The 25270-nt window shown below is 67.9% G+C and carries 27 protein-coding genes and 2 tRNA genes; 20 read left to right on the forward strand and 9 right to left on the reverse strand.

Translation table 11 applies throughout. The features are described 5' to 3' along the window. Nucleotides 1–572 precede the first annotated feature (572 nt). Genes Q333_RS0113290 through Q333_RS17420 form a run of 3 tightly spaced genes read left to right on the forward strand, consistent with a single transcriptional unit; the run spans nucleotide 573 to nucleotide 2618 of the window. Nucleotides 573–1142 carry a LemA family protein gene (locus Q333_RS0113290; RefSeq protein WP_029417644.1) on the forward strand — a complete coding sequence of 190 codons (570 nt, stop codon included), beginning with the start codon at nucleotides 573–575 and terminating at the stop codon, nucleotides 1140–1142. A 6-nt stretch (nucleotides 1143–1148) separates the two neighbouring features. After that, complete coding sequence (locus tag Q333_RS0113295; RefSeq protein WP_029417646.1) at nucleotides 1149–2159, forward strand: M48 family metallopeptidase; 1011 nt, start codon at nucleotides 1149–1151, stop codon at nucleotides 2157–2159. A 9-nt stretch (nucleotides 2160–2168) separates the two neighbouring features. Next, nucleotides 2169–2618, forward strand: coding sequence for a hypothetical protein (locus Q333_RS17420; protein WP_029417647.1), 450 nt, complete (start codon nucleotides 2169–2171; stop codon nucleotides 2616–2618). Here the strand turns inward: Q333_RS17420 and Q333_RS0113305 are convergent. Beyond that, nucleotides 2609–2684, reverse strand: a tRNA-Lys gene (locus Q333_RS0113305). The two genes, Q333_RS17420 and Q333_RS0113305, sit on opposite strands and share 10 nt — an antisense overlap. A gap of 194 nt (nucleotides 2685–2878) precedes the next feature. Here Q333_RS0113305 and Q333_RS0113310 point away from each other — a divergent pair. Both Q333_RS0113310 and Q333_RS0113315 read left to right on the forward strand, forming a co-directional pair. Then, a complete protein-coding gene (locus Q333_RS0113310; protein WP_029417648.1) occupies nucleotides 2879–4294 on the forward strand; it encodes an amino acid permease in 1416 nt (471 codons plus the stop codon). Further along, nucleotides 4294–4647: an Hpt domain-containing protein gene (locus Q333_RS0113315; protein ID WP_029417649.1), complete on the forward strand. Its 354-nt coding sequence runs from the start codon at nucleotides 4294–4296 to the stop codon at nucleotides 4645–4647. The genes Q333_RS0113310 and Q333_RS0113315 overlap by 1 nt, the downstream gene beginning before the upstream one ends. Here the strand turns inward: Q333_RS0113315 and Q333_RS0113320 are convergent. Beyond that, nucleotides 4644–5009: a chorismate mutase gene (locus tag Q333_RS0113320; protein WP_051651333.1), complete on the reverse strand. Its 366-nt coding sequence runs from the start codon at nucleotides 5007–5009 to the stop codon at nucleotides 4644–4646. The genes Q333_RS0113315 and Q333_RS0113320 overlap by 4 nt on opposite strands. Beyond that, on the reverse strand, nucleotides 4981–5811 hold the full coding sequence (locus Q333_RS0113325) for a ferredoxin--NADP reductase (protein WP_029417653.1): 831 nt from the start codon (nucleotides 5809–5811) through the stop codon (nucleotides 4981–4983). The genes Q333_RS0113320 and Q333_RS0113325 overlap by 29 nt, the downstream gene beginning before the upstream one ends. A 254-nt stretch (nucleotides 5812–6065) precedes the next feature. On the opposite strand from Q333_RS0113325, the gene Q333_RS0113330 reads away from it, so the two are divergent. Together Q333_RS0113330 and Q333_RS0113335 are read left to right on the forward strand one after the other, a co-directional pair. Then, entirely contained in the window at nucleotides 6066–8321 is a 2256-nt protein-coding gene (locus Q333_RS0113330; RefSeq protein WP_035294461.1) for a S9 family peptidase, read from the forward strand. Between the two features lie 35 nt (nucleotides 8322–8356). Continuing rightward, on the forward strand, nucleotides 8357–8653 hold the full coding sequence (locus Q333_RS0113335) for a SemiSWEET family sugar transporter (RefSeq protein WP_029417656.1): 297 nt from the start codon (nucleotides 8357–8359) through the stop codon (nucleotides 8651–8653). Here Q333_RS0113335 and Q333_RS0113340 read toward each other — a convergent pair. Next, nucleotides 8650–9723 carry a L,D-transpeptidase family protein gene (locus Q333_RS0113340; RefSeq protein WP_029417658.1) on the reverse strand — a complete coding sequence of 358 codons (1074 nt, stop codon included), beginning with the start codon at nucleotides 9721–9723 and terminating at the stop codon, nucleotides 8650–8652. The two genes, Q333_RS0113335 and Q333_RS0113340, sit on opposite strands and share 4 nt — an antisense overlap. 148 nt (nucleotides 9724–9871) lie before the next feature. On the opposite strand from Q333_RS0113340, the gene Q333_RS18000 reads away from it, so the two are divergent. The 11 genes from Q333_RS18000 to Q333_RS0113395 all read left to right on the forward strand — a co-directional run bounded on the left by Q333_RS18000 (nucleotide 9872) and on the right by Q333_RS0113395 (nucleotide 16720). Then, nucleotides 9872–9994 (forward strand): hypothetical protein, encoded by a 123-nt coding sequence (locus tag Q333_RS18000; protein WP_281173722.1) that lies wholly within the window; start codon nucleotides 9872–9874, stop codon nucleotides 9992–9994. A 116-nt stretch (nucleotides 9995–10110) separates the two neighbouring features. Continuing rightward, nucleotides 10111–11445 (forward strand): hemolysin family protein, encoded by a 1335-nt coding sequence (locus Q333_RS0113350; protein ID WP_029417660.1) that lies wholly within the window; start codon nucleotides 10111–10113, stop codon nucleotides 11443–11445. Nucleotides 11446–11541: 96 nt separating this feature from the next. Then, a tRNA-Trp gene (locus tag Q333_RS0113355) sits at nucleotides 11542–11617 on the forward strand. Between the two features lie 77 nt (nucleotides 11618–11694). After that, nucleotides 11695–12009 carry a preprotein translocase subunit SecE gene (gene secE, locus Q333_RS0113360; protein WP_029417662.1) on the forward strand — a complete coding sequence of 105 codons (315 nt, stop codon included), beginning with the start codon at nucleotides 11695–11697 and terminating at the stop codon, nucleotides 12007–12009. Between the two features lie 42 nt (nucleotides 12010–12051). Further along, entirely contained in the window at nucleotides 12052–12612 is a 561-nt protein-coding gene (gene nusG, locus Q333_RS0113365) for a transcription termination/antitermination protein NusG (protein ID WP_211249716.1), read from the forward strand. 190 nt (nucleotides 12613–12802) lie between these two features. Then, a complete protein-coding gene (gene rplK, locus Q333_RS0113370) occupies nucleotides 12803–13234 on the forward strand; it encodes a 50S ribosomal protein L11 (RefSeq protein ID WP_029417664.1) in 432 nt (143 codons plus the stop codon). Nucleotides 13235–13238: 4 nt separating this feature from the next. Further along, nucleotides 13239–13928 (forward strand): 50S ribosomal protein L1, encoded by a 690-nt coding sequence (rplA, locus tag Q333_RS0113375; protein ID WP_029417665.1) that lies wholly within the window; start codon nucleotides 13239–13241, stop codon nucleotides 13926–13928. A gap of 166 nt (nucleotides 13929–14094) precedes the next feature. After that, entirely contained in the window at nucleotides 14095–14604 is a 510-nt protein-coding gene (locus tag Q333_RS0113380; RefSeq protein WP_162175591.1) for a DUF2059 domain-containing protein, read from the forward strand. 309 nt (nucleotides 14605–14913) lie between these two features. After that, nucleotides 14914–15429 carry a 50S ribosomal protein L10 gene (rplJ, locus tag Q333_RS0113385; RefSeq protein ID WP_029417667.1) on the forward strand — a complete coding sequence of 172 codons (516 nt, stop codon included), beginning with the start codon at nucleotides 14914–14916 and terminating at the stop codon, nucleotides 15427–15429. A gap of 63 nt (nucleotides 15430–15492) precedes the next feature. Continuing rightward, nucleotides 15493–15882 (forward strand): 50S ribosomal protein L7/L12, encoded by a 390-nt coding sequence (gene rplL / locus Q333_RS0113390; protein WP_029417668.1) that lies wholly within the window; start codon nucleotides 15493–15495, stop codon nucleotides 15880–15882. Nucleotides 15883–16042: 160 nt separating this feature from the next. Continuing rightward, the gene (locus tag Q333_RS0113395) at nucleotides 16043–16720 is read left to right on the forward strand and encodes a type 1 glutamine amidotransferase domain-containing protein (RefSeq protein ID WP_029417669.1); all 678 of its coding nucleotides are present in this window, start codon (nucleotides 16043–16045) and stop codon (nucleotides 16718–16720) included. An 18-nt stretch (nucleotides 16721–16738) separates the two neighbouring features. Here Q333_RS0113395 and Q333_RS0113400 read toward each other — a convergent pair whose 3' ends face one another. From Q333_RS0113400 to Q333_RS0113410, 3 genes are all read right to left on the reverse strand, one after another. Continuing rightward, the gene (locus tag Q333_RS0113400; RefSeq protein WP_029417671.1) at nucleotides 16739–18694 is read right to left on the reverse strand and encodes a M61 family metallopeptidase; all 1956 of its coding nucleotides are present in this window, start codon (nucleotides 18692–18694) and stop codon (nucleotides 16739–16741) included. A gap of 113 nt (nucleotides 18695–18807) precedes the next feature. Then, nucleotides 18808–19308 (reverse strand): FKBP-type peptidyl-prolyl cis-trans isomerase, encoded by a 501-nt coding sequence (locus Q333_RS0113405; protein ID WP_029417672.1) that lies wholly within the window; start codon nucleotides 19306–19308, stop codon nucleotides 18808–18810. A 41-nt stretch (nucleotides 19309–19349) separates the two neighbouring features. Continuing rightward, nucleotides 19350–20972: a response regulator gene (locus tag Q333_RS0113410; protein WP_029417677.1), complete on the reverse strand. Its 1623-nt coding sequence runs from the start codon at nucleotides 20970–20972 to the stop codon at nucleotides 19350–19352. 162 nt (nucleotides 20973–21134) lie between these two features. Between Q333_RS0113410 and Q333_RS0113415 the strand changes: the two genes are divergently transcribed. Next, nucleotides 21135–21899 (forward strand): alpha/beta fold hydrolase, encoded by a 765-nt coding sequence (locus tag Q333_RS0113415; RefSeq protein ID WP_029417679.1) that lies wholly within the window; start codon nucleotides 21135–21137, stop codon nucleotides 21897–21899. Between the two features lie 21 nt (nucleotides 21900–21920). Here the strand turns inward: Q333_RS0113415 and Q333_RS0113420 are convergent, their stop codons facing one another. Further along, nucleotides 21921–23321: a mechanosensitive ion channel gene (locus Q333_RS0113420; RefSeq protein WP_084176141.1), complete on the reverse strand. Its 1401-nt coding sequence runs from the start codon at nucleotides 23319–23321 to the stop codon at nucleotides 21921–21923. 112 nt (nucleotides 23322–23433) lie between these two features. Further along, the gene (locus tag Q333_RS16660; protein ID WP_035294464.1) at nucleotides 23434–23841 is read right to left on the reverse strand and encodes a YciI family protein; all 408 of its coding nucleotides are present in this window, start codon (nucleotides 23839–23841) and stop codon (nucleotides 23434–23436) included. Nucleotides 23842–23898: 57 nt separating this feature from the next. On the opposite strand from Q333_RS16660, the gene Q333_RS0113430 reads away from it, so the two are divergent. After that, nucleotides 23899–25212 carry an MFS transporter gene (locus Q333_RS0113430; RefSeq protein ID WP_051651334.1) on the forward strand — a complete coding sequence of 438 codons (1314 nt, stop codon included), beginning with the start codon at nucleotides 23899–23901 and terminating at the stop codon, nucleotides 25210–25212. Nucleotides 25213–25270: the final 58 nt, after the last annotated feature.

Below are 25270 nucleotides of genomic sequence, written 5' to 3' on the forward strand. Positions count from 1 at the left end.
GGCCCTGTTAGAGCCTTGCCGCTACTGACGCCTCCGGCGGGAAGGTCGGCGTGCTTGCGAAAGCCGATCCCCTGAACGCGGCGAGTCTTCTGCTCGCCGCCTTTTTGGTGGGCTACCGCCTGGAACGCGGTTCCAGGCTACTTGAGCCCGAGACCCTCGCTCCTGACAGTGAACCCACGCCACCCCCTTGATCCGGACGCCGAATGACCGCTCTTCACGGCCTCCGGTCGTTGGACCTCTGGAGCCCCCGCTCCAACCGCTCCCGCCGCGACAAGCTCGCAAGGCCTTGCGCCCTTCCCAGGCGACGGAACCGGAGGTGATTGTAAGGCAGGATTCAATGAGGGCGCGTTCAGAGCGTCTCAAACGGAGCGGGCGTTGATTTTACTCGCTGATTCCGGGCGTCGTTGGATGACTGGGAAAAACAGCGCGCGATCATCCTTCCTCGTGCCGCAAGGGGAGAAGGGACATGAGTGCGTCGTGGTGAGAGATACGTGAGACCATTGGCGACCTGACGATTTCGCTATCCGCATCGCCCGGCCCGCGTGATAATCACGCCGAACAGGGGAGTTCCAATGATCACGCTCATCGTCATCGCCGTCATCGTCGCGATCCTCGCCTTCGTGGTGATCGGCGCCTACAACAAGCTCGTCGCGCTGGATCAGCGCGCGGACCAGTCGTTCGCCGACATCGACGTCCAGTTGAAGCAGCGCAACGACCTGATTCCCAATCTGGTCGAGACGGTGAAGGGCTATGCCGCCCACGAGCAGGGCACGCTGAACGCCGTGACCCAGGCCCGCGCCGCCGCCGCAGGAGCCACGACCGTCAACGACAAGGTGGCCGCCGACAACATGATGACCGCCGCGCTCGGCCGGCTGTTCGCCGTGGCCGAGGCCTATCCGGACCTCAAGGCCAACACCAACTTCCTGGAGCTGCAGCGCGAGTTGGCCGACATCGAGAACAAGCTGGCCGCCGCGCGCCGCTTCTTCAACAATGCCGTGGCCGAGTTCAACGCCGTGCGCGCCCAGTTCCCGACCGTGCTGTTCGCCGGGATGTTCGGCTTTGGTCAGGAGAAGCCCTTCTTCGATGTCGGCGCCGCGGACCGCGAGGCCATGAACGCCGCCCCGCCGACGGTGAAGTTCTAGGCCTCGATGCGCGCCGTCGGTCTCGCGACCCACATCTGGGCCAACAACACCCGCTCGATCCTGCTGCTGGCCGGGTTTCCGGTCATGCTGGTGGGGGTGATCTTCGGTCTGCAACTGATCCTGATGGGGTTCGGCGTTCTGCCGAACTCCGGCGGGACGCTGGAAGACGACATCGCGCTGGCCGTCTCGATGCTGGCGGGCACCATCCCGCTGGCGCTGGTCGTCGCCGGGATCTGGTTCGCCATCGCCTGGTTCGGCAACCAGGCGATGATCGACGCCATGACCGGCGCCCGGAAGGTCGAGCGGACGGCGGAGCCGCAGCTTTACAATCTGTTGGAAAACCTGGCCATCTCACGGGGGTTGCGGACGCCGACGCTGCGCATCATCGAGCGGCCCGAGCTGAACGCCTATGCGTCCGGCCTGCGCGAGGGCCATTACAGCGTGACCGTCACGCGCGGCCTGATGGAGGCGCTGGACCGCGACGAGATGGAGGCGGTCCTGGCCCATGAGCTGACCCACGTCATCAACAAGGACGTGCGGACGATGGTCATCGCCTCGATCTTCGCCGGCATCATCACCGTGTTGGCGGAGCTGACGTTCCGTGGGCTGTTCTATGTGCGGGGATCGAGCCGGGACAACAAGAACGCCGGGCCCTTGCTGATGATCGGCTTCGCCATCGCCCTGGTCGGCTTCGCGCTGGCGGTCGTCATCCGGCTCATGCTGTCGCGGACGCGCGAATATGTGGCCGACGCCGGGGCGGTGGAGCTGACCAAGAACCCCGACGCCATGATCTCGGCGCTGAGGAAGGTCGAGGGACGGTCGTTCGTGAAGGCGCCGGACGAGGTCCAGGGCATGTTCCTGGACAACCGCAAGGAGGGCTTCCTCGACGGTCTGTTCGCCACCCACCCCTCGATCGACAAGCGGGTCGAGGCCCTGATCGAATTCGGCGGCGGGCGCGATCCCGGACCCTTGCCGGCCATGCCCTCGGCCGCTACGGCCGTGCCGCTGGCGGGTTGACGGGGCGGCATGGCTGGGCGTCTCAAGGTGTTCGCGTGGTCGGACGGGTTTCACCGCTTCACGGTGGCGACGACCTCGCGGCCCAAGGCGCTGGAGGCCTGGGGCGTCGGGCAGGATCTGTTCGCGGGCGGGCTGGCGGACGAGATCCGCGAGGGCGACGACTACGACGCGGCGCTGGCGCGGCCGGGCACGGTCATCCGGACCGGCGTGGCCGTCGATCCGGGCGAGGTGAAGCCGGTCCGGCCGAAGGCGAACGAGCCGGCGGCGAAGCGGGCGAGGGCGCGCCGGGACCAGCTGAAGGCGGAACTGGAGACGCTGGAGACCGAGACCGAACGGGCGCTGTCGGAGCTTGCGGCCGAGCGCGAGGCGCTGGACGCGCGAATGGCCGAGGTGAAGGCGAAGGCCGACCGGGAGAGGAAGCGCCTGAAGGCCGCGCTAAACAAGGACGATGGTGGGTGATGTAGGGTTCGAACCTACGACCCGCTGATTAAGAGTCAGCTGCTCTACCAACTGAGCTAATCACCCGGACCAGTCGTCGTGGTCGGTCGTGCAAACGCCATGCCGCTTCCGCGTGTGCCAGATCGCGAGGCGTCACGGGAGGGCGGGACATAGAGAGTAGGGCCTCTCCTGGCAAGGGTCTTCGAGCGTGGTTCCTCTGTGTCGCGGGGGCGTCTAGCATCGCCCGGGAATCGCGCCGGGCAAGGCGGGGGAGTGGACGCATGGCTTTCTGGAACCGGCGCAAGTCGATCGATCTGATGCAGGCCGGAGGCGACGGGCCCCGGCTGAAGGCCACGCTGAGCTGGTATCACCTGATCGCGCTCGGCGTCGGCGCTATCGTGGGCACCGGCATACTGACCCTGATCGGCGTGGGCGCGGGGCTGGCCGGGCCGGCGGTGATGATCAGCTTCGCGCTCGCGGGTCTCGTCTGCGCCTGCGCGGCCCTGGCCTATGCCGAGCTGTCGACCATGATGCCGCAGGCCGGCAGCGCCTATACCTATTCCTACGCCGTGCTGGGTGAACTGCTGGCGTGGATCGTGGGATGGAGCCTGATCCTGGAGTACTCGCTGGTCGTGTCTGCCGTGGCCGTGGGGTGGTCCGGCTATGCGGTCGGGTTCCTGACCGGGCTGGGCATCGATCTGCCCACCGCGCTGACGGTCGGGCCACATGTCGCGGGCGGGATCGTCAACCTGCCGGCCGTGTTCATCATCGCCATAGTGACGGGCCTTCTGCTGCTCGGCACGCGGGAGAGCGCGACGCTGAACGCCGTGCTGGTGGTCATCAAGGTCGCGGCGCTGGTGGCGTTCGTGGCCATCGCCCTGCCGGCGTTCGACAGCGCCAACTTCACGCCCTTCATGCCCAACGGTTTCGGCGCGCCCTTCGTGCAGACGGGGGTGATGGCGGCGGCGGCCATCATCTTCTTCGCCTTCTATGGCTTCGACGCCATCTCCACGGCGGCGGAGGAGACCAAGCGGCCCGAGCGGGACCTGGCCATCGGCATCGTCGGCTCCATGCTGGTCTGCACGGCGCTGTATCTGGTGGTGGCGGCCACCGCGATCGGCGCCCGACCGGTCGCGAGCTTCGCCGAGAGTCCCGAGCCCCTGGCCCTGATCCTGCGCGAGATGGGGCAGGGGACGGCGGCCCAGTGGATCGCGGCTTCGGCGGTGATCGCGTTGCCGACCGTGCTACTGGCCTTCCTGTTCGGACAGAGCCGGATCTTCCTGGGCATGGCGCGCGACGGCCTGTTGCCGACGGGGCTGGCGAAGATTTCGGGGCGAGGCGTGCCGGTCGTGGTGACGGTGTTCACGGCGATCGTGGTCGCGGCGCTGGCCGGTGTGATGCGGCTGGACGAGCTGGCGTCGCTGGCCAACGCGGGGACGCTGGCGGCCTTCGCGGCGGTGGGGGTGTGCCTGATCGTGCTGAGGCTGCGCGACCCGAACCGGCCGAGGAAGTTCAAGGCGCCGCTGTTCTGGCTGGTCGGGGCGATCACCATCGTCGGCTGCATCGTCTTCTTCCTGAGTTTGCAGACGCGGACGCAGTTCTGGTTCCTAGTGTGGAACGGGGCGGGCTTGCTGGTCTACTTCCTGTGGTCGGCGCGGAACGCCCGGCTGGCCAAGGCCCCGCAAGAGGCCGCCTGATGTCGCGCCGCGACCTGACCGGCGCGGTGGACTTCTCGGTGCTGGACCGCACGACGGGCGGCGACGACGCGGTGTCGGAGGAGATCCTGGGCCTGTTCGTCCAGCAGGCCGAGGTGTGGGCCCCGCTGCTGGGTGTCCGCGAGGACGGTTGGCGGGACGCGGTTCACACTCTCAGGGGGACGGCGGCAGGGATCGGCGCAGGCGCGCTTGCCGAGGCCTGCGCGACGGCCGAGGCGGCGGAGAAGGCGGATGCGCCGCCGTTGCTGGAGCGGGTGCGGGACGCGCTGGACGCCGCCCTCGCCGACGTGGCGGCGTGGCGGCATGAGCTTATGCTCAGGTCGCTGAAGGGCTAGCTGCGGGTCCGGTCGTAGACCGAGAACTCGTGGGCGATGCAGCGGTCGATCAGGGTGCGCCAGACGGGCTCGGCGATGTCGGGCGACAAGTGCTGGCCTTGCGCTGCCGCCAGGACCTTGGCCACCACGTCCTCGATTCGGGCGTCGTCGTGGACGGCGTCGCGGTTCGGCTTGATGCGCGCGGCGGCCTCCATGTAGCGCTGGCGCTCGGCGATGAGGGCGACGAGGGCCCGGTCCAGCGCGTCCACGCCCTGGCGGACCTCGGCCATCGACTGGCAGGCGGCCGGGTCGACGCGGGCGTCGACGGCGACGATCTGGGGCTTGTGCAGGACGTCAGCCGACAAAGGCGCGCTCCAGGACATAGTCGCCGGGCTCGGCGTTGGAGCCCTCCTTGAGGCCGAAGCCTTCCAGCAGCTCGGCGGTTTCCTTGATCATGGCCATGGAGCCGCACAGCATGACGCGGTCGCGGTCGGGCGAGAAGCCGCCCCTCTCGTCTGGGCCTGCCAGGCCGAGGTCGGTGAAGACCGCGCCCGACGTGATGCGGTCTGTGATGCGGCCCGGCGTGTCGAACGGCTCGCGCGTGACGGTGGGATAATAGGTCAGCTGGGCCGCCGCCTCCTCGCCGATCAGGGGATCGTCGTGGATGCCGGAGGTGAAGAAGTCGCGGTAGGCGAGGTCGGCGACGTTCCGCACCGTATGGCAGACGATGACGCGGCCGAAGCGGCTGTAGGTGTCCGGATCACGCGCGACGCTGAGCCAGGGCGCCAGGCCTGTGCCCGTGCCGATCAGCCAGAGCGTCTCGCCGCCGGTGAGGGCGTCGAGCACGAGCGTGCCGGTGGGCTTCTTGCCCATCATGACGGTGTCGCCGGGCTTGATGTGGACAAGGCGGGACGTCAGGGGGCCGTCGGGCACGGCGATGGACAGGAACTCCAGCTGTTCGTCCCAGCTAGGGCTAGCGATGGAGTAGGCGCGGAGCAGGGGCTTGGCGCCGTCCTCGGCCGGCAGGCCGATCATGACGAACTCGCCCGAGCGGAAGCGGAAGTCGTCCGGGCGGGCGACGCGGAAGCTGAACAGCTGCTCGGTCCAGTGATGGACCCAGGTCACCTCCAGCTCGTGGAAGGCCGAGGGGCGGGCGGGCGGCGGGGACAGGGCGGCGTCGGTCATATGGCCCTGTCTTTAGGGGGTCGGGGGCGGAAGCGGAAGGTGGCGTAGAGTCCCTCTCCCAGCGGGAGAGGGCTTGAGGCTCGGAGAGCGTAGCGATCCGCTAAGCCGAAAGGGTGAGGGGTTAGATCGGTAGCCGGTGAGAGGGAAACCCCTCACCCTTTCGCGCAAGTCCACTCGCTTCGCTCGCGGGCGCTCAAGCCCTCTCCCGCCGGGAGAGGGTGACGAGCGCGAAATCCCCCGCTAGCGTCGCCGTCATGCGTACCGTCCTCGCCGTCTCCGCCCTCGCCCTGTTGTCCGTCACCACCGCCCAGGCCCAGACCCCGGACTCCGCGATCCTCACCCCCGAACGGGTCTTCGCCAGTCCGTCCTTGAACGGGCCGGTCGCCCAGGGCGTCAGCCTGTCCCCGGACGGCGAGTTGGTGGCCTTCCTGAGGGCGCGGGAGGACGACGTTTCGGTGCTGGACCTGTGGGCCGCGCCAACCGGGGCGGGGGAACCGTTCAAGCTGATCGACGCGAGGGCGCTGGTCCCGGACGCGGGCGAGCTGTCGGAGGCGGAGAAGGCGCGGCGCGAGCGGATGCGGATCAGCCAGCGTGGCGTGGTCGAATACTCCTGGGACGAACAGGGCCGCTACATCCTGGCGCCGCTGGAGGGCGACATCTTCTTGGCCAGCCGCCAGGGCGGCGACATCCGCCGCCTGACCGAGACCGAGGCCGACGAGATCGACGCCAAGGTCAGCCCCCAGGGTAACTTCGTCAGCTTCGTGCGCGACCAGGATCTGGTGATCGTCAACCTCGCCGACGGGCAGGAGCGGCCGGTCACGACGGACGGCGAGGGCCTGATCACCTGGGCCACCGCCGAATTCATCGCCCAGGAGGAGATGGATCGCGACACCGGCTACTGGTGGAGCCCGAACGAACGGTTCATCGCGCTGCAGCGGACCGATGAATCGACCGTCGACGTCATTCCGCGGCTGGACATCACCGGCGGCGGGGCGACCACGATCGAGCAGCGCTATCCGCGCGCCGGGCGGCCCAACGCCGTGGTCGAGCTGTGGGTCCAGGACGTCGCCTCGGGCCAGAGGGTCAAGGTCGATCTGGGCGACAACACCGACATCTATCTGGCGCGGGTCAACTGGGCGACGGACGGCAGCGTGCTCTATGTCCAGCGCCAGTCGCGCGATCAGCAGACGCTGGACCTGCTGCGCGTGGACCCGGCGACCGGGGCGTCGCGCGTCATCGCGACCCAGACGTCCGACGCCTGGGTGCCGCTGACCCACGATTTCAAGGCGCTGAAGGACGGCCGCTTCATCTGGTCGGACGAGAGCACCGGCTGGCGGCACCTGTATCTGTTCGACGCCGACGGCCGGAAGGTGCGCGCCATCACCTCCGGCGACTGGCCGGTCAAGGCGCTGAACAGCGTCAACGAGGAGACCGGCGAGGTCTTCTTCACCGCCTCCATGCGCGACGGCCGCGAGTATCCGATCGAGCAGCAGCTGTTCCGCGCGAGCCTGACCACGGACGGCGCGCCGGTCGCGGTGACGCCGCAGGGCGGCTGGTGGTCGGCCAGCATGAACCGGACGGCGACGGCCTATGTCGGGAACTACAACGACCTGACCACGCCGCCGCGCTCGGGTCTGTATGCCGCCGACGGGACCTTCGTGCGTTGGATCGAGGAGAATGCGGTGGACGCCGACCACCCGTTCGCGCCCTTCGTGTCGCGTCGGCCCACCGTCGAGTTCGGCACGCTGGAGAGCGATGGCCACATCCTGGTCTGGCAGATGGCCAGGCCCGTCGATTTCGATCCGTCGCGGACCTATCCGGTAGTCATGCAGGTCTATGGCGGCCCCTCGGGGGGCGGCGTTCGCAACGGCTGGCTGCCGGCGACGACGCAGCTGCTGACCGAGGCGGGCTATCTGGTGTTCCGTCTGGACAACCGGGGCGAGGGCGACCGGTCGGCGGCGTTCAAGCAGGCGCTGTACCTGACGATGGGCCAGCCTGAGGTGGACGATCAGGTTCTGGCGATCAACCATCTGAGATCCCTGCCGTTCGTGGATGACGACCGGATCGCGGCGATGGGCTGGAGCTACGGCGGGTTCATGACGCTGCACATGCTGACCGAGCCGAGGATGAACCTGACCGCGGCCATCTCGGGCGCGCCGGTGACGGACTGGAGCCTGTATGACACCCACTACACCGAACGCTTCATGTCGACGCCGGAGGCCAACCCGGAGGGGTATGCGGCGTCGGACGTGGTGGATCAGCTGGACCAGCTGACCGGGCGGCTGCTGCTGATGCACGGCATGGCCGACGACAACGTCATCCTGGAGAACTCGACCCGGGTGATGGATGCGCTGCAGGCGTCGAGCACGCCGTTCGAGCTGATGCTCTATCCGGGCCAGCGTCATGGCGTGCGGGGCAATGAGCGTCAGCTGCAGCAGTGGCGGACCTACCTGGACTTCCTGGACCGGACGATCGGATCGCGGGCGCCGGAGGCGCTGAGGGCGGAGTGACAGGAACCGGGGCCATGTCGCGCCGTTGACGGCGCATGAACTCCGACCTGATCGCCAACGCCTTCGGCACGGCCGCCGCCCTGTGCTCCATCACCAGCTTCGCGCCCCAGATGATCAAGATCTGGAAGGAGCGTGACGCGTCCTCGGTCTCGCTGAAGACTTATTCTCTGACGGTGACCTGCTTCGTGCTGTGGGTCGTCTACGGGGTGATGACCCAAGCTTGGCCGGTGACCTTCGCCAACTCCGCCGCCCTGGTCATGGCGGCGGGGGTGCTGGCCATGAAGTGGCGGTTCAAGGACGGCGATCCGGAAGAGGCGGAGGCGGCCTCCTAGGTGAAGACCACCTCGACGCCCGGCTTGACCGAGGCGGCGAGCTGTTCGGCGCTCCAGTTGGTCAGGCGGACGCAGCCGTTGGACTGGGTCTTGGCGATCTTGTTCGGATCGGGCGTGCCGTGGATGCCGTAGGTGTCGCGCGACAGGTCGATCCAGACCGAGCCGACCGGGTTGTTCGGCCCCGCAGGGATCACGAGCTTCCTGTCGCCGCGGTCGTAGCTGACCCGTTCGGGATCGTAGGTGTAGTTAGGCTCGGGCGCGACGCCGAGCACCGTCAGGCGGCCTGACGGAGCGGGACGCTCCGGGCTGCCGATGGTGGCGGGATAGAAGGCCAGCAGCCGGCCGTCGGAGTCGAAGGCGCGCAGCGAGCTCTCGGCCTTGTCGATGACGATGCGGGAGACCTCGGGCAAGGGTGCGGCCGAGACGGCGGGGACCACGATGGTCTGGCCGACGCGGGCGAAGTCCACGCCGGGATTGAGTGCGGCGAGCACGCCTTCGCTGACGTGGAAGCGCTCGGCCAAGGCTTCACGGGGGCTGGCGTAGCCTACGCTCCGCATCGCCGCCATGGCTTCGAGGTCGGTGGGCACCGGCGCGAAGGGGCCGGCGACGTCCTGGGCCGTGATGACGTGGTCGGTCAGGACCGGGGCGGCGCCCTCGGTCAGGCGGGCGAAGACCTGGGCGTCCAGTGCGCCGTCGACGGGCAGGTCGTTGGCTTCCTCGAAGGCGGCGACGGCCTGGCGGGTGTTGTCGCCGCCGAAGCCGTCGACGATGCCGGGTGAGAAACGGGCGCGATCGAGCAGAATCTGGGCGCGGATGATTTCGGGAGGCGGGGTTTCGGGAGGGGCGGCCTGGCCGGGCGCGGCGTCGGTCGGAGCCGATGTCGCGGCCGACGCCTCGGACCAGACGGCGCTTTCGATGGTCTGGCGGGACAGGGTTCCGGCCGGGGCCGCGGGCGCAGGCGCGGTAGGGACGGCGGCCGGCTGCTCATTTCCGTCCGGATCGGGGGCTCCGCAGGCGGCGAGAGACAGGGCGAGGGCGGCTGGGAGGAGAAGCACAGGCAGGCGACGCATACGGAGGAACTCACGGCGGACTGGAGCCGCATCAACCCGCACCCGGCGTTTACCGTTCCGCACAACCGGTTGGGGCGCGCGCTTGCCGTGAACCGCGAACCGGCTTCTACGTTCGTTTCGGCCGTTAGGATTTTGGTAACCAGTTCCCATGCGACGCGCGCTGCACATCGGTCTCTTCATCGGCACCCTGCTGGGGGTCTCGGCCTGCGCCACGGCCGACGACGGGTCGCGCGGTGCCTACGGCTCGGTCGAGGCCGGGCGCACGAACTGATCGTTCGGTCCCAGGAAGCCTTGGCCAAGGAAATCGTGGCGAAACCGGCCGCGTTCCGCTAGGAGCGGACGGCGGACGCCGACTGTCGCGCCGCGTCGGGCCTCTCTCCCCACAAGATGTTATCCATCGCCATCGTCGTCGTTCTGCTCCTCGTGGTGCTCAACGGCCTGTTCGCCATGACCGAGCTGGCGGTCGTCTCGTCGCGCAAATCCAAACTGCAGAGCCGGGCCGAGCGCGGCGACCGGGGCGCGCGCGCCGCGCTGAAGCTGTCGGAGGACCCGACCCACTTCCTGTCGGCCGTCCAGGTGGGCATCACCCTGATCGGCATTCTGGCCGGCGCCTACGGTCAGGCCGCCATCGCGGGCGAGCTGACGCGCATCATCGAAACCGCGTTTCCGGCGACGGCGGCCTGGGCCGAGATCGCCTCGACCGCGGTGGTCGTCGTCGGGATCACCTATGTGTCGCTGATCGTCGGCGAGCTGGTGCCCAAGCGGCTGGCGTTGATCTTTCCCGAATCGATCGCGGCGAAGACGGCCGGTCCGATCTCTACCCTGGCGATCGTGCTGCATCCCTTCGTGGCGCTGCTGACGGCGTCGACCTCGGGCATCCTCAAGATCATGGGGGTCAAGGACCGCGACGGCTCCGACGTCACCCAGGAGGAGGTCGAGACCATGATCGCCGAGGGCACGGCGTCGGGTCTGATCGAGCCCGAGGAGCAGGTCATGATCGAGGAGATCCTGACGCTCGGCGACCGTCCGATCCGCGTGGCCATGACGCCGCGCCACGAGGTGTTCTGGATCGCTCTGGACGACACCGAGGAGCAGTTGCGCGAGGAGATCCGCACCTGTCCCTATTCGCGCATCGTCGTGGCTCGCGAGAACGACGTCGATAACCCGATCGGCGTGGTCCACAAGAAGGACCTGCTCGACAGCCTGCTGGATAACGGCGAGTTCAACGTCGAGAAGCTGGTGCAAACGCCGGCCTTCATCCCGCAGTCGACCTCGGTCCTGAAGGCGCTGGAGATTCTGAAGTCGTCCAAGGTCCACATGGCCTTCCTGGTCGACGAATTTGGCGCCTTCGAAGGCGTGGTCACGGCGACCGACCTACTGGAAATGATCGCGGGCGACTTCGACGAGGGTCATGACGACGCCGAGCAGATGATCCGCCAGCGCGAGGACGGCACCTGGCTGGTCGACGGGCAGATGGACCTGGACGAGCTGGCCGACGACCTGGGCGAGGACTTCGGTGAGCACGAGGGCTTCCACACCATCGCGGGCCTGGTGCTGCACCAGCTGTCGCGCGTGCCGGAGGAGGGCGAGGTGCTGCAGCTCGGCCGGTTCGAGGTCGAGGTGATCGACATGGACGACCGCCGCATCGATAAGCTGCTGTTCCGTCAGGTGGTGAAGCCCGAAGACGAAGCCGAGGCCAACGCGGCGCGGTTCGAGGACTGATCCGGCTTGAAAACGCTGGCGGGGTCAGGCATAGCCCCCGGTCTGGCGAACCGACGCGCCGATGGGTTCGCCCCCACGGCGCGTTCTGTTTTGTCTAGGAGTTTAGCTCAGTTGGTAGAGCACCGGTCTCCAAAACCGGGGGTCGTGGGTTCGAGTCCCCCAACTCCTGCCATTTTCCCCTCTGTTCCCGCAGGCCACGGCTTCCCATCTGCGGGGATGGAACACGCGTTAGAAGAGACCCCGTAGACGATGGCCAAGTCCAGGTTCACAGGCGGACGCCGCACCGGAAACCCGGCGGCCGGCTCGCGCCCGCAGGTCGCGGCCCAGGCCTCCGGCGCCACGGTCACCGTCGACGACGCGGCCCCCAAGAAGAAGACCAGCCCGGCCCAGTTCTTCAGCCAGGTCCGCGCCGAGGGTCGCAAGATCGTGTGGCCGAGCCGCAAGGAGACCTGGATCACCTCGGTGATGGTCTTCATCATGGTGGCCATCGCGGCGGCCTTCTTCTGGATCGTGGACTGGATGCTCGGCATGGCGTCCACCTTCGTCCTCGCCATCGGCCAATAAGAAAAAAGAAGGATCGCGCCCGTGACGGATGCAGCGCCCGAACTGAAGGCTCCGGCCAACCCGCGCCACAAGTGGTACATCGTCCACGCCTATTCGAACTTCGAGAAGAAGGTCGCCCAGCACATCCGCGACCAGGCCAAGCAGCGCGGGCTGGAGGAGTATTTCTCCGAGATCCTGGTGCCGACCGAGGACGTGGTCGAGATCCGTCGCGGCCGGAAGGTCAACTCCGAGCGCAAGTTCTTCCCCGGCTATGTGCTGGTGAAGATGGACCTGACCGACGACGCCTATCACCTGGTCAAGGACACGCCCAAGGTCACGGGCTTCCTGGGCGCCGCGGGCGGCACCAAGCCACTGCCGGTCTCCGAGCGCGAGGTCCAGAACATCATCGGTGCTGTAGAAGAGGGCGTGGAGCGTCCCAAGCCCACGATCCGCTTCGATATCGGCGAGACCGTCAAGGTCATCGACGGCCCGTTCGCCAGCTTCGACGGCCAGGTGGAGAGCGTCGACGAGGACGCCGCGCGCCTGCGGGTCGCGGTGTCGATCTTCGGCCGTCCCACGCCGGTCGACCTGGAATACAGCCAGGTGGAGAAGGTCGCGGCCTGATCGTCCGACCACTTCAGACTTCGCGGCGGCGGCTCCTTGGAGCCGCCGTTTGCTTTTGCAGGGCGAGCCCGCTATAGGCGCGCCTTCGCTTTTCCGGCCCGCCGGAAACGCGGGAAATCCGTGGGAGGCCGCCATGCCGCACCACGGCTCATCCGTGGCGATTGAGTTCGCCGCTTCATAGGAGAGACCAATGGCCAAGAAGATTCTGGGCTATATCAAGCTGCAGGTGCCCGCGGGCTCTGCGACCCCGTCGCCGCCGATCGGGCCGGCGCTGGGTCAGCGCGGCGTCAACATCATGGGCTTCGTCAAGGAGTTCAACGCCCGCACCGAGAAGGAAGTGAAGGGCACGCCCCTGCCGACGGTGATCACCGTCTATCAGGACAAGAGCTTCACCTTCGTCACCAAGACCCCGCCGGCGACCCACTACCTGAAGCAGGCCGCGGGCATCACCTCGGGCGCCAAGCTGACGGGCCGCGAGACGGTCGGCAAGGTCACGCGCACCCAGCTGCGCGAGATCGCCGAGAAGAAGATGAAGGATCTGAACGCCAACGACGTCGAGGCCGCGGCCAAGATCATCGAAGGCTCCGCCCGCGCGATGGGCCTGAACGTGGTGGAGGGCTAAGACCATGGCCAAGCAACCCAAGCGCATCCAGGCCTGGAACGTGGACCGTGAGGCCCTGCTGCCGTTCGACGCCGCCATCAAGGCCGTCAAGGACAACGCCAAGGCCAAGTTCGACGAGTCGATCGAGATCGCCGTCAACCTGGGCGTCGACCCGCGTCACGCCGACCAGCAGGTCCGCGGCGTGGTCAACCTGCCGTCCGGCACCGGCCGCGACGTCCGCGTCGCCGTCTTCGCCAAGGACGCCAAGGCCGAGGAAGCACGCGCGGCCGGCGCGGAATACGTCGGCGCCGAGGATCTGTACGAGCAGATCAACGGCGGCCTGATGGACTTCGACCGCGTCATCGCCTCGCCCGACATGATGGCCCTGGTGGGTCGTCTGGGTAAGGTGCTGGGCCCGCGCGGCCTGATGCCGAACCCCAAGGTCGGCACCGTGACTCCGAACGTCGGCCAGGCGGTCAAGGACGCCAAGGGCGGCGCTGTTGAGTTCCGCGTCGAGAAGGCGGGTATCGTCCACGCCGGCATCGGCAAGGCCTCGTTCACCCAGGACGCCCTGGAAGCCAATGTCAAGGCGATCGTCGACGCCCTGGTCCGGGCCAAGCCGTCGGGCGCCAAGGGCACCTATGTGAAGCGCATCAGCCTGTCGTCCACGATGGGCCCGGGCGTGAAGGTCGATCCGGCGTCTCTGAACGCCTGATCCGCCGCACAGCGCTGAAATGATGAAGGGCGGCGGCCGCAGGGTCGCCGCCCTTTTTCATTGGCATTTCCCTTGTCGTCGGCGATTGTCGGCAAACAACCCGGGGCGGCGAGACATGAGACGTGCAACTCTTTTGATCGGCGCTGTTCTCGCGGTATCGGCGCCCATGGCCGCACCCGTCGCCGGTCAGGATCTGGAGGTCCAGGCGGCGTCGCCAGTCGACGACTCCGCCGAGCGCCTGGCGCTGGCCCGTCGATTCATCGCGACGATGCAGGTCGAAGAGCTGGACCAGATGATCTCCGCCATGATGCAGGACGTGGTGGCGGACATGCCGGTCGAGAAAGGCGAGGTCGATCCGCAGACGTTCGAGCGCGTCATGATCTCGTCCACGACCCGGATGGTGGAACGGCTGTTGGAGGCCATGGCGCCCGTCTATGCCGAGGTCATGACGGTGGAGGAGCTTCGCGCGCTGGTCTCGTTCTACGAAAGCGATGTCGGCCAGTCGTCCGTCCGACGCATGTATGAAGCCGCACCCCGCATGACAGAAGTCATGACCGAGATGATGCCGACGCTGGCCCGCGAGATGATGACAGACCTCTGTGGCGCGCTCAGCTGCACGGCCGACGAGTTGCGCGAGGCGAAAGCGGCGATGGATGGAGCTTTCGCCGCCGAGTGACCGCGGTTGATTTCCGCCTTCCTTCCTGTATAGAGCGCCGCTTCCCGTCGCGGCCCCGGTCGCGGCGGACCTGTCCGAGAACTTCGGGGCGAGGGGGCCACCCTCGCCGTAAATGCTGGAGAGCCCTCCAGCGCCGTGGGGAGATGGGGATGTGAGATGACAGCCGTCGGCCCGTGATCCGGGATGGACGATGTCGGACGCTTCCTTCGGACAATACGACCGGCCTGAACGTCTCGCGGCGACGCGCGGCGCTTTGGCCATACGGCGTCGGGGCTCGTCCCGGCGTCGAATCCAAGACTGGAGACCGCAATGGATCGCGCACAGAAGGCCGAGTCGATCGAAACGCTGAAAGGCGTCTTCGCCGAGGCCGGCAGCGTGGTCGTGACCCACAACCTGGGTCTGACCGTTGCGGAAATGGAAGACCTGCGTGGGCGGCTTCGCTCGGCCGGCGGCTCGTTCAAGGTGGTCAAGAACCGCCTCGCGCTGAAGGCCCTCGAAGCCGACGAAGGCAGTGCGTATCGCGGCCTGTTCAAGGGCCCGGTCGGCATCGCCTACGCCAACGACCCGGCCACCGCGGCCAAGGTCTCGACCGAGTTCGCCAAGGGCAATGACCGCTTCGTCATCGTCGGTGGCTTCATGGGCGAGACCGTCGTCGATCCGAAGGGCGTGGAGAGCCTCTCCAAGCTGCCGTCGCTCGACGAGATCCGCGCCTCGCTGATCGGCCTGCTGAACGCGCCCGCGACCAAGATCGCCGGCGTCGTGCAAGCGCCCGCCGCCCAGCTGGCCCGCGTCTTCAGCGCCTACGGCGCGAAAGAAGCGGCGTGAGCCGACTTTCCATCTCCGCATTCCCCTCTCTGAACCCAACCTATTCCCCGAAGGAAAACTGACATGGCTGACCTGTCCAAGATCGTCGAAGACCTGTCCTCGCTGACCGTCCTCGAAGCCGCCGAACTCTCGAAGCTGCTGGAAGAAAAGTGGGGCGTCTCGGCCGCCGCTCCGGTGGCCATGGCGATGCCCGCGGGCGGTGGCGGCGCTGCCGCTCCGGCCGAAGCCGCCGAAGAGCAGACCGAGTTCACCGTCGTCCTGCTGGACGGCGGCGACAAGAAGATCAACGTCATCAAGGAAGTCCGTGGCGTGCGTTCGGACCTGGGTCTGAAGGAAGCCAAGGACCTGGTCGAAGGCGCTCCGCAGAACGTCGTCGAGAACGTCTCCAAGCAGGCCGCCGACGAAGTGGCCAAGAAGCTCACGGAAGCCGGCGCCAAGGTGCAGGTCAAGTAAGCTTCGGACCTCGGACGTTTCCGTCGGGCGGCTTGAGCCGCCCGGTCGGACCGAAGATCGAAAAGCGCAGGCCCGGAGGGAAACCTTCGGGCCTGTCGTCGTTTCTGGGGCTCCCCTATCGGAACGGTCGCGCTTCCGTTCCCCGCAAGAGAGACCCGCGATGAAGATCCTGATGGTGCTGACGTCCCATGATCGGCTGGGCGACACCGGCAAGAAGACCGGCTTCTGGCTGGAGGAGTTTGCCGCGCCCTACTATGCGCTGAAGGACGCGGGGGCCGAGATCACCCTGGCCTCACCGAAGGGTGGTCAGCCGCCGCTCGATCCCAAGAGCGACGAACCCGATGCCCAGACCGACGCCACGCGTCGGTTCAAGGCTGACGACGCGGCCCAGAAGGCGCTGGCCTCGACGCAGAGGCTGTCGGACGTGAGCGCCGATGATTTCGACGCCGTCTTCTATCCGGGTGGCCACGGGCCGTTGTGGGACCTGACCGAGGACCGCACGTCCATCGGCCTGATCGAGGCTTTTGCCAAGGCCGATAAGCCGATCGGGGCCGTCTGCCATGCCCCGGCGGTGTTCCGGCATGTGAAGGGCCTGGACGGTGACTTCCTCATCAAGGGTCGCAAGGTGACTGGTTTCACCAACACCGAGGAGGAAGGCGTCGGCCTGACCGAGGTGGTGCCCTTCCTGCTGGAAGATATGCTGAAGGCCAACGGCGGGGACTATTCACGCGGCGAGGACTGGCAGCCGCACGTCGTCACCGACGGCAAGCTGGTCACGGGCCAGAACCCGGCATCGTCCGAAGGGGCGGCAGAGGCCCTGCTCAAGCTGCTGAAATAGTCGCTCGCTGCGACCGGATCAGCGACGCCTGGCCGTCAGGATGTCGCCGATCCGGTCGCGAGTCCCCTCGATGCGCTCGAGGCGCGGGTAGCGCAGGCCGTCGTGGTAGGCCAGTTCGACGGTGCGGACGCGCTGGCCATTCCTCAGCGTCAGGCGGATGGGGTCGGTCCCGCCCTTAGCGGCGGTGACGGCTTCGCGCAGGGCCTCTGCGCTGCCGGCGCGGTCGCCGACGGCCAGAAGATCCCAGCCTGCGCCGATGCCGGCCTCGAACAGGGGGCCGCCCCAGCGGATGGCGGTGATGCGGTTGTTGGCGCCGCTGATCGAGAAGCCCAGAGAATAGCGGAAGTCTGACCCCCAGTTGGAGTGGACCGCCTTCTCGTCGGCGTTCGGTTCCTCGACGTAGACGAGGCGATAGCCGCCGCGCTCCAGGCCATCCAGCGGGGCCTCGGCGTCGGGACCGTCTGCGTCCAGCCGCTCGCGCAGGAAGGTCGCCCAGTCGTAGGGCTCGACGGCGCTCAGCGCTGCGACCACGTCGTCGAAGGTATAGCCGCGCGGGGTCCAGTCGCCGTCCGATCCTTCGGGCGAGAAGAAGGTCCGGGCGAAGTCGTCCAGCGAGCGGCGGTCGCCCGACCGCTCGCGGATCAGGGTGTCGACGTCCAGCCAGATCAGGGCGGCCTCGTCGTAATAGTCGCCGGTGCCGCGCATCCATGACGTCCACTGGCCCGGCACGCGATAGCCGAGCAGATTGTGGTTGTTGACGTCCTGGAGGTTCCTCCAGCGGCGGCCCGGCTGGTTTTGATAGAAGGCCGCGCGGTCGGCGATCAGGACGAGCGCCTGGGCCTTGGTGTGCAGGCCGGTGCGGGCCGAGAGCACGTCGCCCCAGTACTCGGTCTGGCCTTCATAGACCCACATCAGGCTGTTTTCGGTCGGGACGTTGTAGTTCGCGGTCAACTCGTCGGCCGGTCGCATGAACTTGCCGTTCCAGGAGTGGACGTATTCGTGGGGCAGCAGGGCGCGGCCGCCCGCGTGGCTGTTCCAGGAGGTGAAGAAGTTCGGCGCGTGGGTGTTCTCAGACGAGCGATGATGTTCCAGTCCGATGCCGCCCATCTGGTTGGTCAGGCCCAGCAGGAAGTCGTAGCGGTCGAAGTGGCGCGAGCCGAACAGGCGGTCGGCCTGGGTGATGAGGTTCTCGTAGTAGCCGATCTGCTCGGGGGTGGCGGCCAGGTTGGCGGCCTCGTCGGCGACGATGTTCAGATAGATGTCGTCACCGGCGGGATCGATTTCGACCTGGCGATAGTGCAGGCCCGCGAACATAGGGCTGTCGGCCAGGGTGTAGAGGTTCACGGGCTCGAATGCGGCGAGACCATCCTCGAACGAGGTCGTGCGCAGGGAGACGCCATAGCTCCAGCCGTCCGGCAGGCGTACCGACGGCGCGAAGGTGATGCCGGTGGAGGCGTACCCGGCCGGATAGAGCAGGGCCTTCTCGAACTGCAGGTTCATCATCCGCGGTGTCATGACCACGCGCCAGTTGGCGTTGTCGGACTGGGTGAGCCACTGGAAGGATACCTCCAGCTCGCTGACGCCCGTCGGGATGTCGACATGGAAGGCATAGGGATCGACAGCGTCGCGGCGCCAGTCGATCTCCTGGCCGTCGGCGACGACAGTCAGGCCGCCCAGCAGCTGGATCGGCCCGGAGATGGCGTGATTGCCGGGCAGATACTTGGGGTAGAGCAGGGTGATGTGGCCGCCCGAAACGGGGATCACCTGCCGCACCGACACGATGTGGCGGTCATAGTCGGTCGCGTCGACCTCGTAGCGGATCACGCCGGGGTAGGTCGGATTGGTCGGGGCCGGGATGGCCGGGCTGTCCGGGAAGCCACCGATATTGGGCGTCGTCGGCGTCGCGGTCTGTGACAGGGTCGGACCCGCGGCGAGCAGGAGAGCAGCGAGGCAGGCGGAGGCGGCGAGACGCATGGAACAGACCCGGTCAGCGAAGGGGAGGTGGAGATCACGACGTGCCATCCCGCTGGTCAAGAGGCAGGAGGGCGCGAGGGAGATTTGCCAGGGTTCCCGGATTGGCCTTGCGGCTACTTCACCTCGATCAGTTCGACCTTGAATAGCAGGGTGGAGTTTGGCGGGAGTTCGTCGCCACCGACCCAGCGGTCGCCGTAGCCGAGCGCGGCGGGGATGGCGAAGTGGAAGGTCTCGCCCTCGCGCATCAGGGCCACGCCCTCGGTCCAGCCGCGGATGACGCGGTTCAAGGGAAACTCCGCCGGTTCGCCGCGGTCGTAGGAGCTGTCGAACTTGCGACCGTCGATGAAGGTTCCCTCATAGTGGACGCGGACCGTGTCTGTCCCAGTCGGCTGGCGGCCCGAGGGGTTGGCGCGGCCTTCGCGGCGATACTGGAGGCCCGAGGCCGTGGTCGTCCAGTCGCGTCGGGCCCCATTCCATTCCAGATAGGCCTGCTGGCCCGCGACGTACTCCTCGGGCGTCGAATACCGGGGCGTCGCGTCGGTGGCGGCCGGCGCGGGCGCGGTGGCGCAGGCGCCGAGCAGGGCAAGGGCGGCGAGGGGGATTAGGTGTTTCATGCGCCATGGCTTAGCAGTGGCCACGGCGGCTGCGAAGGGGCTCAGGCGGCGCGCCGGCGCCTTGTCTCGGCGGGAGCGGTTTCGGCGGATTCCGGAGACAGGGCGGCGTTCATGGCCATGCGCAGGCGCTCGGGCTTGATCGGCTTTTCGACCACGGCCGCCATGCCGATCGACAGATAGTGTTTCGCGTCGTCCGGGTTGGCGTTGGCGGTGAGGGCGACGATCGGGATAGCGCCTATGGGTGCGGGCAAGGCGCGTATGGCCTTTGTGGCCTGCACGCCGTCCATGCGCGGCATCTTGATGTCCATGAGGACCAGATCGAAAGGGCGGGACTGGACGACTTCGAGCGCCTCCAGCCCGTCGTCGGCGGTCTCGGAGGTGCAGCCGAACATTTCGCAGAGGGCCTGGGCGACGACGCGGTTGGTGGCGTTGTCGTCGACGATCAGGATGTGCGGCGTCGTCTGAAGGTCGAGCTCCGACAGGGACGCAACGTTGGTCGGGATCTCGGCAGGGCGGTCGGCGAGCGGCGCAGTCAGGTCAAAGGCGAAGGTCGCGCCACGGCCAGCGTTGTTCTCGGCCCAGATGCGGCCGTCCAGCCGTTCGATGATCTGGCGGCAGATGGACAGGCCCAGACCCGCTCCGTCCGGGCCGGAACCGTGGACGAAGGGTTCGAAGATGGCGTCGACGCGGTCGGGCTCCACGCCGGGACCGTCGTCGCGCACGCGGGCCTGAAGATGGACCCGGCCGTTTTCGGACCAGGCCTTGAGGCTGGCCTCGACCACGCCGTTCCTGGCGAACTTCAGGGCGTTGCCGATCAGGTTGTTGAAGACCTGCTTCAGGCGGATCGGATCGACCTCGGCGGCGAGCTCGGTGTCGCCTTCATAGCCGACCATGAGGCGGACGCAGTCCTGCGACGCGCGCGGGGCCCACATCTGCTCAATGTCGTCCATGAGGGCGCGAAGCGGCACGGGCTCCGCGGTCATCTCCAGCTCGCCGGCCTCGGCGCGCGAGAGGTCCAGCGCGTCCTGGAGGATGCGCAGCAGGGTCTCGGAACTGTCGACGATGGTCTGGACGTGGGCGTGGGCGGTCTCGTTCAGGGGCTGGCGACGCAGCAGCTCGGCGACGGCGAGGACGCCGTTCATGGGCGTGCGCAGCTCGTGGCTCATGATGGCCAGGAACTGGCTCTTGGCGCGGGCGGAGGCCAGGGCCTGGGTGCGGCTGTCGGTCAGGGCGCGGGCCTGGTCGGCGAGCTCCTGATTGCGGCTGCGCTGTTCGTCGTTAACGGCGGCGAGCAGGCCGACGGCGGTGCCGACGCCGCGATAGCGGCCTTCATGCGTGACGATGAAGCCGCGCATCAGAGCGCCGGGGCCCGACTTGATCAGGATGTCGCAGAAGGCGTCGATGCGGACGCCGGCGTCGACCACGGCGGGCTCGGGGTCCATGATCATGGACACCGGGCGGTTGGCGTAGAGGGCGTGGCCGAAGGGGCCGGCGATCTTCAGCAGGAAGGCGTTGCGCTCGACCAGTCCGACCGGGCGGCCGTCGGTGACGACGGGTATGACGAGGGTGTCCGGCTCCGACTGGAACCGGGCGAAGATCTGGCTGGCCGGGGTCGTGGGGTCGACCGGCTCGGCGCGCTCCGTCAGGACTTCGATGGTCGGCATACTCGGGCCGAAACTCCCTGCTACGAAGAGACCTTAGCCGCAAACCATTTTCGGAAACGTTAAGTGGAAACGGAGATTTCTCGCCTGTTCCCGAGAGTCGGATATCCGTCACAAAAGTGAGGTGATCACGAGTCAGTCTCGATTCAGCATAGGAGGCGGACGATGCTGAGACTTCTACTTCGCGCGGGCGCGCCGGTGTTCGCGGCGGCCGGACTGGCGGCTGGAGCGGCAGGGGCCCAGGAACGGGCGACGGTGGTGCTGGTGCACGGGGCCTGGGCCGACGGATCGTGCTGGAGCGAGGTGGCGGGGTATCTGATCGACGCGGGCGTGAACGTCGTGGCGGTGCAGAACCCGCTGTCGAGCCTGGAAGCCGACGTGGGGACCGTCCGGCGTGCGATCGACGACCAGGCGGGCGAGGTGGTTCTGGTCGGCCATTCCTACGGCGGCGTGGTGATCTCGGAGGCGGGCAACCACGACAAGGTGCGGTCGCTGGTCTATGTCGCGGCCTTCGCGCCGGGGCCGAACCAGTCGGTCAACGCCATCCTGTCGGCCTTTCCGCAGCCGGAGTGGTTTTCGAGCCTGCACGCGGACGCCCAGGGCTGGGTGACCTGGCCGGCCGAGCCGATGGCGCGGTGGTTCTCCGCCGGGCTGCCGGCGCGGCAGCAGGCGGTGCTGGCGGCGACGCAGCATCCGACCTTCTTCGGGGTCAACGACAACGCCATCGGGGCGACGGCGGCCTGGTCGGTCAAGCCGACGCACTATGTGATAGCCGACGGGGACCAGATCATCCCGGCTCAGCTGCAGACCCATTTCGCCACCACCATGAACGCGACGGTGACCCACGCGGACGGGGGTCACCTGATCATGCTGGCTCAGCCGCGCGTGGTGGCCGACGCCATCCTGGCGGCCGTCGAGGCGACGGACTGATCGCCCGCCGCCTCTGAGACATCAGACGCCGCTTTCGGGCTGGCCGGCCTGGAACGGCCGGGGCTCGGGCTCGTACGGCGAGGGAGCCGGCGGGCGGCGGTCAGTCGAGGCCGGGGTGATCCGCTGGCCGCCTTGCGTCCACTGCGACAGCAGCTTGCCGGCGGTCTCGCGGCCGCCGAGGCCGAAGGCGAGCGCCGCCGCCACGGCCGCCGAGCCCAGGATCAGGCCGAAGGCCAGCACCACGATCTCGTCGGCGATGCCCATGAAGCTGAGGCCCATGGCGGTGGCGAGCGCGATGGTGGCCCAACGCACGATCGTCGAGGCGAAGCGGTCCGCCCCGGCGGTGCCCCGGTTGATCAGGGTGGCGAGCACGTCGGCGATCAGCACGCCGGCGGTGATGATGATCCCGCCGACCAGGACACGGCCCGCCAGATCAAGGACGCCGGCCAAGATGGCGGCGACCGAGGCGAAGCCGATCAGTCGCGCGGCCTCCACCGCCGTGAACAGGACGATGGCGATCATGGCGATCATGCCGACGACGCGCGACGGCGTCAGGGGCTTGGCGGGCGGGGCGGCGCCCTCGATCTGGGCCGCATAGGCGGGCGAGACTGCGCCGGCGTACGGCGAGGCCCCGGCTGAGGCGGGCGGGGTCGCGGACGCGGTTGGCTTGAGCGACGACAGGCCGATCAGGCTCTGGATCGAGCGGTCGAAGCCGGTGGCCGGCAGGATGCGCTCGATCAGGCTGGCCACCCAGCGGCCGATGAACAAGCCGATGGCCAGAACGATGGCGGCGGCGATGACGCGGGGCAGGGCGTCGAATACGGTCGACAGCACGGCCACGGCTGGCTCGGTGATGACGGTGATGGCCAGCTTCTCGAGCGCGGCGATCGTCACCGGGATCAGGATCAGGACGAAGACCAGGGTGCCGACCGCGTCGCTGACGCCGGTCGAGCCGGTGGTCTTGGCCACGCCGGACTTCTGCAGCCAGCCGTCGGCGCTGGCGGCCTGGAGCGCGGCGGAGACCACGCGGCGGGCCAGCGTCGCCACGATGAAGCCGACGAAGAAGATCAGGGCGGCGGCGACGATGTTCGGGATGGCGCTGGCGACCGTGTTCAGCAGGGTGTTCAGCGGTGCGACCGCGCCTCCGAGGTTGAGCACGCCCAGCGCCGCGACCACGCCGAACAGCAGGACGGTCCACAGCGCGACGTCGCCCAGCTTGGCGCCCACGGTCTGGCGGCGCTCGAGGCCCTCGTTGTGGCGGTCCGCGCCCGGCAGCTTGTCAACGCCCTTGGCGAGCGCCCATTTGATCGCCCGGCCGATGAACCAGGCGGCGATCAGGATCAGGACGGCGCCCAGAACCCGGGGCGCCCAGACCTCCAACAAGGCCTCCCAGCCGATGAATTCATACTCTGTATTGGTCACGGACGGCCCTCTCCTGCAAAGCGACTGACGATGGCCAGCAAACCGGCGAGACGCGAAGCCGGTTCCGCACCGTACAAGCTTGGCGGGAAAGGTTTTTACTGCAGCGCTTCTTTCAACCGCCCGTCGCGCGGTGTGCGATGGATGCGGCGTCGGCCCAGATTTTGCCGCCCACCCACAGGCCGATGGACGGCGTGATCTCGGTCAGCTCGATGGAGGCATAAAGGTCGGAGGTGATGTAGGGGTCGCCCCGCATCACCGCCCAGGCCTCGTTGGCGTCGGCCGCATGGACCAGGAAGTAGGAGCCCATCAGGGCGGTCTCGCCGGGGCGGCGCATGGGGCCGGCGACGATGTAGCGACGCCAGTTGGCCTCGACGTAGGCCAGGTGGCCTTCGAGATGCTCGACGCGGCGGGCGGGGCCGTTCGAGCCGTCCTTGCAGACGAACAGGAAGAGCGGAGTCTCGTCCCTGGCCACATGGGGCGGGGCGTCGTCCGACGTGCGGGGGGCGATCGGCTCTTGCATCGGTCGGGAATCCGTCGGCAAATGGTATAGACTTATACCAACTGATCGGGACGGCGGATGCAAGCGCACGGGGCTGCCAAGGGCGGATACGGCGAGTTCAAGCTGGGATGGCCCGTGGTGCTGTCGGCCATGCTGGGCATCGGGCTCGGCCTGTCGCCCCTGCCGTTCTACACCATCGGCATTCTGGCGCCCGAGCTGGCGCGCGAGTTCGGCTGGGGCTTCGCCGAGATCCTGGGCGGCCTGCCGATCATGACCTTCGCCGTGCTGCTGGGCAGTCCGCTGGTGGGGCTGCTGGCGGATCGGGTCGGGGTGCGGGCGGTGGCGCTCTGGTCGCTGCTGCTGTTCGGCCTGGCCTTCGCAGGGTTCGCGGCGAGCAACGGCAACATCACGCTCTTTTACATCACCTGGGGGATCATGGCGCTGGTGGGGGCGGGCACCCTGCCGGTGACCTGGACGCGGGCGGTGAACAACCGGTTCGAGGTGCACAAGGGGCTGGCGCTGGGGCTGTCGCTGGTGGGGACCGGCATGTTCGGCTTCGCCTGCAAGCCCTACACGGCCTGGCTGGTCGAGGAGTTCGGCTGGCGGATCGCCTATCTGGGCGTGGCGGCTCTGCCGCTGCTGGTGGCCCTGCCCATCGCCTTCATCTTCTTCCACGACGTGGGCGGCAAGACCGTGACGGCCGCCGAGCGGCGCGTCGCCGATGCCGAGAGGAAGGCCGTAACACCGGGCCTCAGCTTTGGTCAGGCGTTGCGCGACTGGCGCTTCTGGGTGCTGGCTGTCGCCTTCGTGCCGATCAGCTTCGCGGTCGGCGGGCCGATCCCGAACATCGAGAATATCCTGCGCTCCAACGGCTTCGAGGCCGGGGACATCGTGACGCTAGCGTCGCTGATCGGGCTGTCGGTGATCGGCGGACGGCTGCTGGGCGGCTGGCTGATCGATCGCATCTGGGCGCCGGGGGTGGCCTTCGTGCTGCTGAGCGCGCCGGCTGTGGCGTGCTGGCTTTTGGCGCAAGGCACGACCGATCCGGTGATCGCGGGGCTGTCGATCGTGCTGATCGGATTTGCCGCCGGGGTCGAGTACGACCTGATGGCCTTCATGGTGGCGCGCTATTTCGGGCTGAAGAGCTATGGCGGCATCTATGGGGCGTTGTACGGCTTCTTCGCCCTGGGGGCGGGGATCGGGCCGGTGATCTTCGGCCAGTACTTCGACCGGACCGGCAGCTATGAGACCATCCTGCTGTATTCCGCGATCGGGCTGGTGGCTGGGGCGGCGTTGCTGCTCTTGATGGGCAAGTATCGGAACTTCGGGCCGGATCGGATTGAGGCGACGGCGGCGGCGGAACGGACGACGGACCCGGACTTCGCGGCCTGAGCGGCCGTCTCCCGCGAACGACGAGAGGTCGTCTGTCAACACTGATGCGACATAACAC

This window comes from Brevundimonas bacteroides DSM 4726 (assembly GCF_000701445.1).
GTDB lineage: Bacteria > Pseudomonadota > Alphaproteobacteria > Caulobacterales > Caulobacteraceae > Brevundimonas > Brevundimonas bacteroides.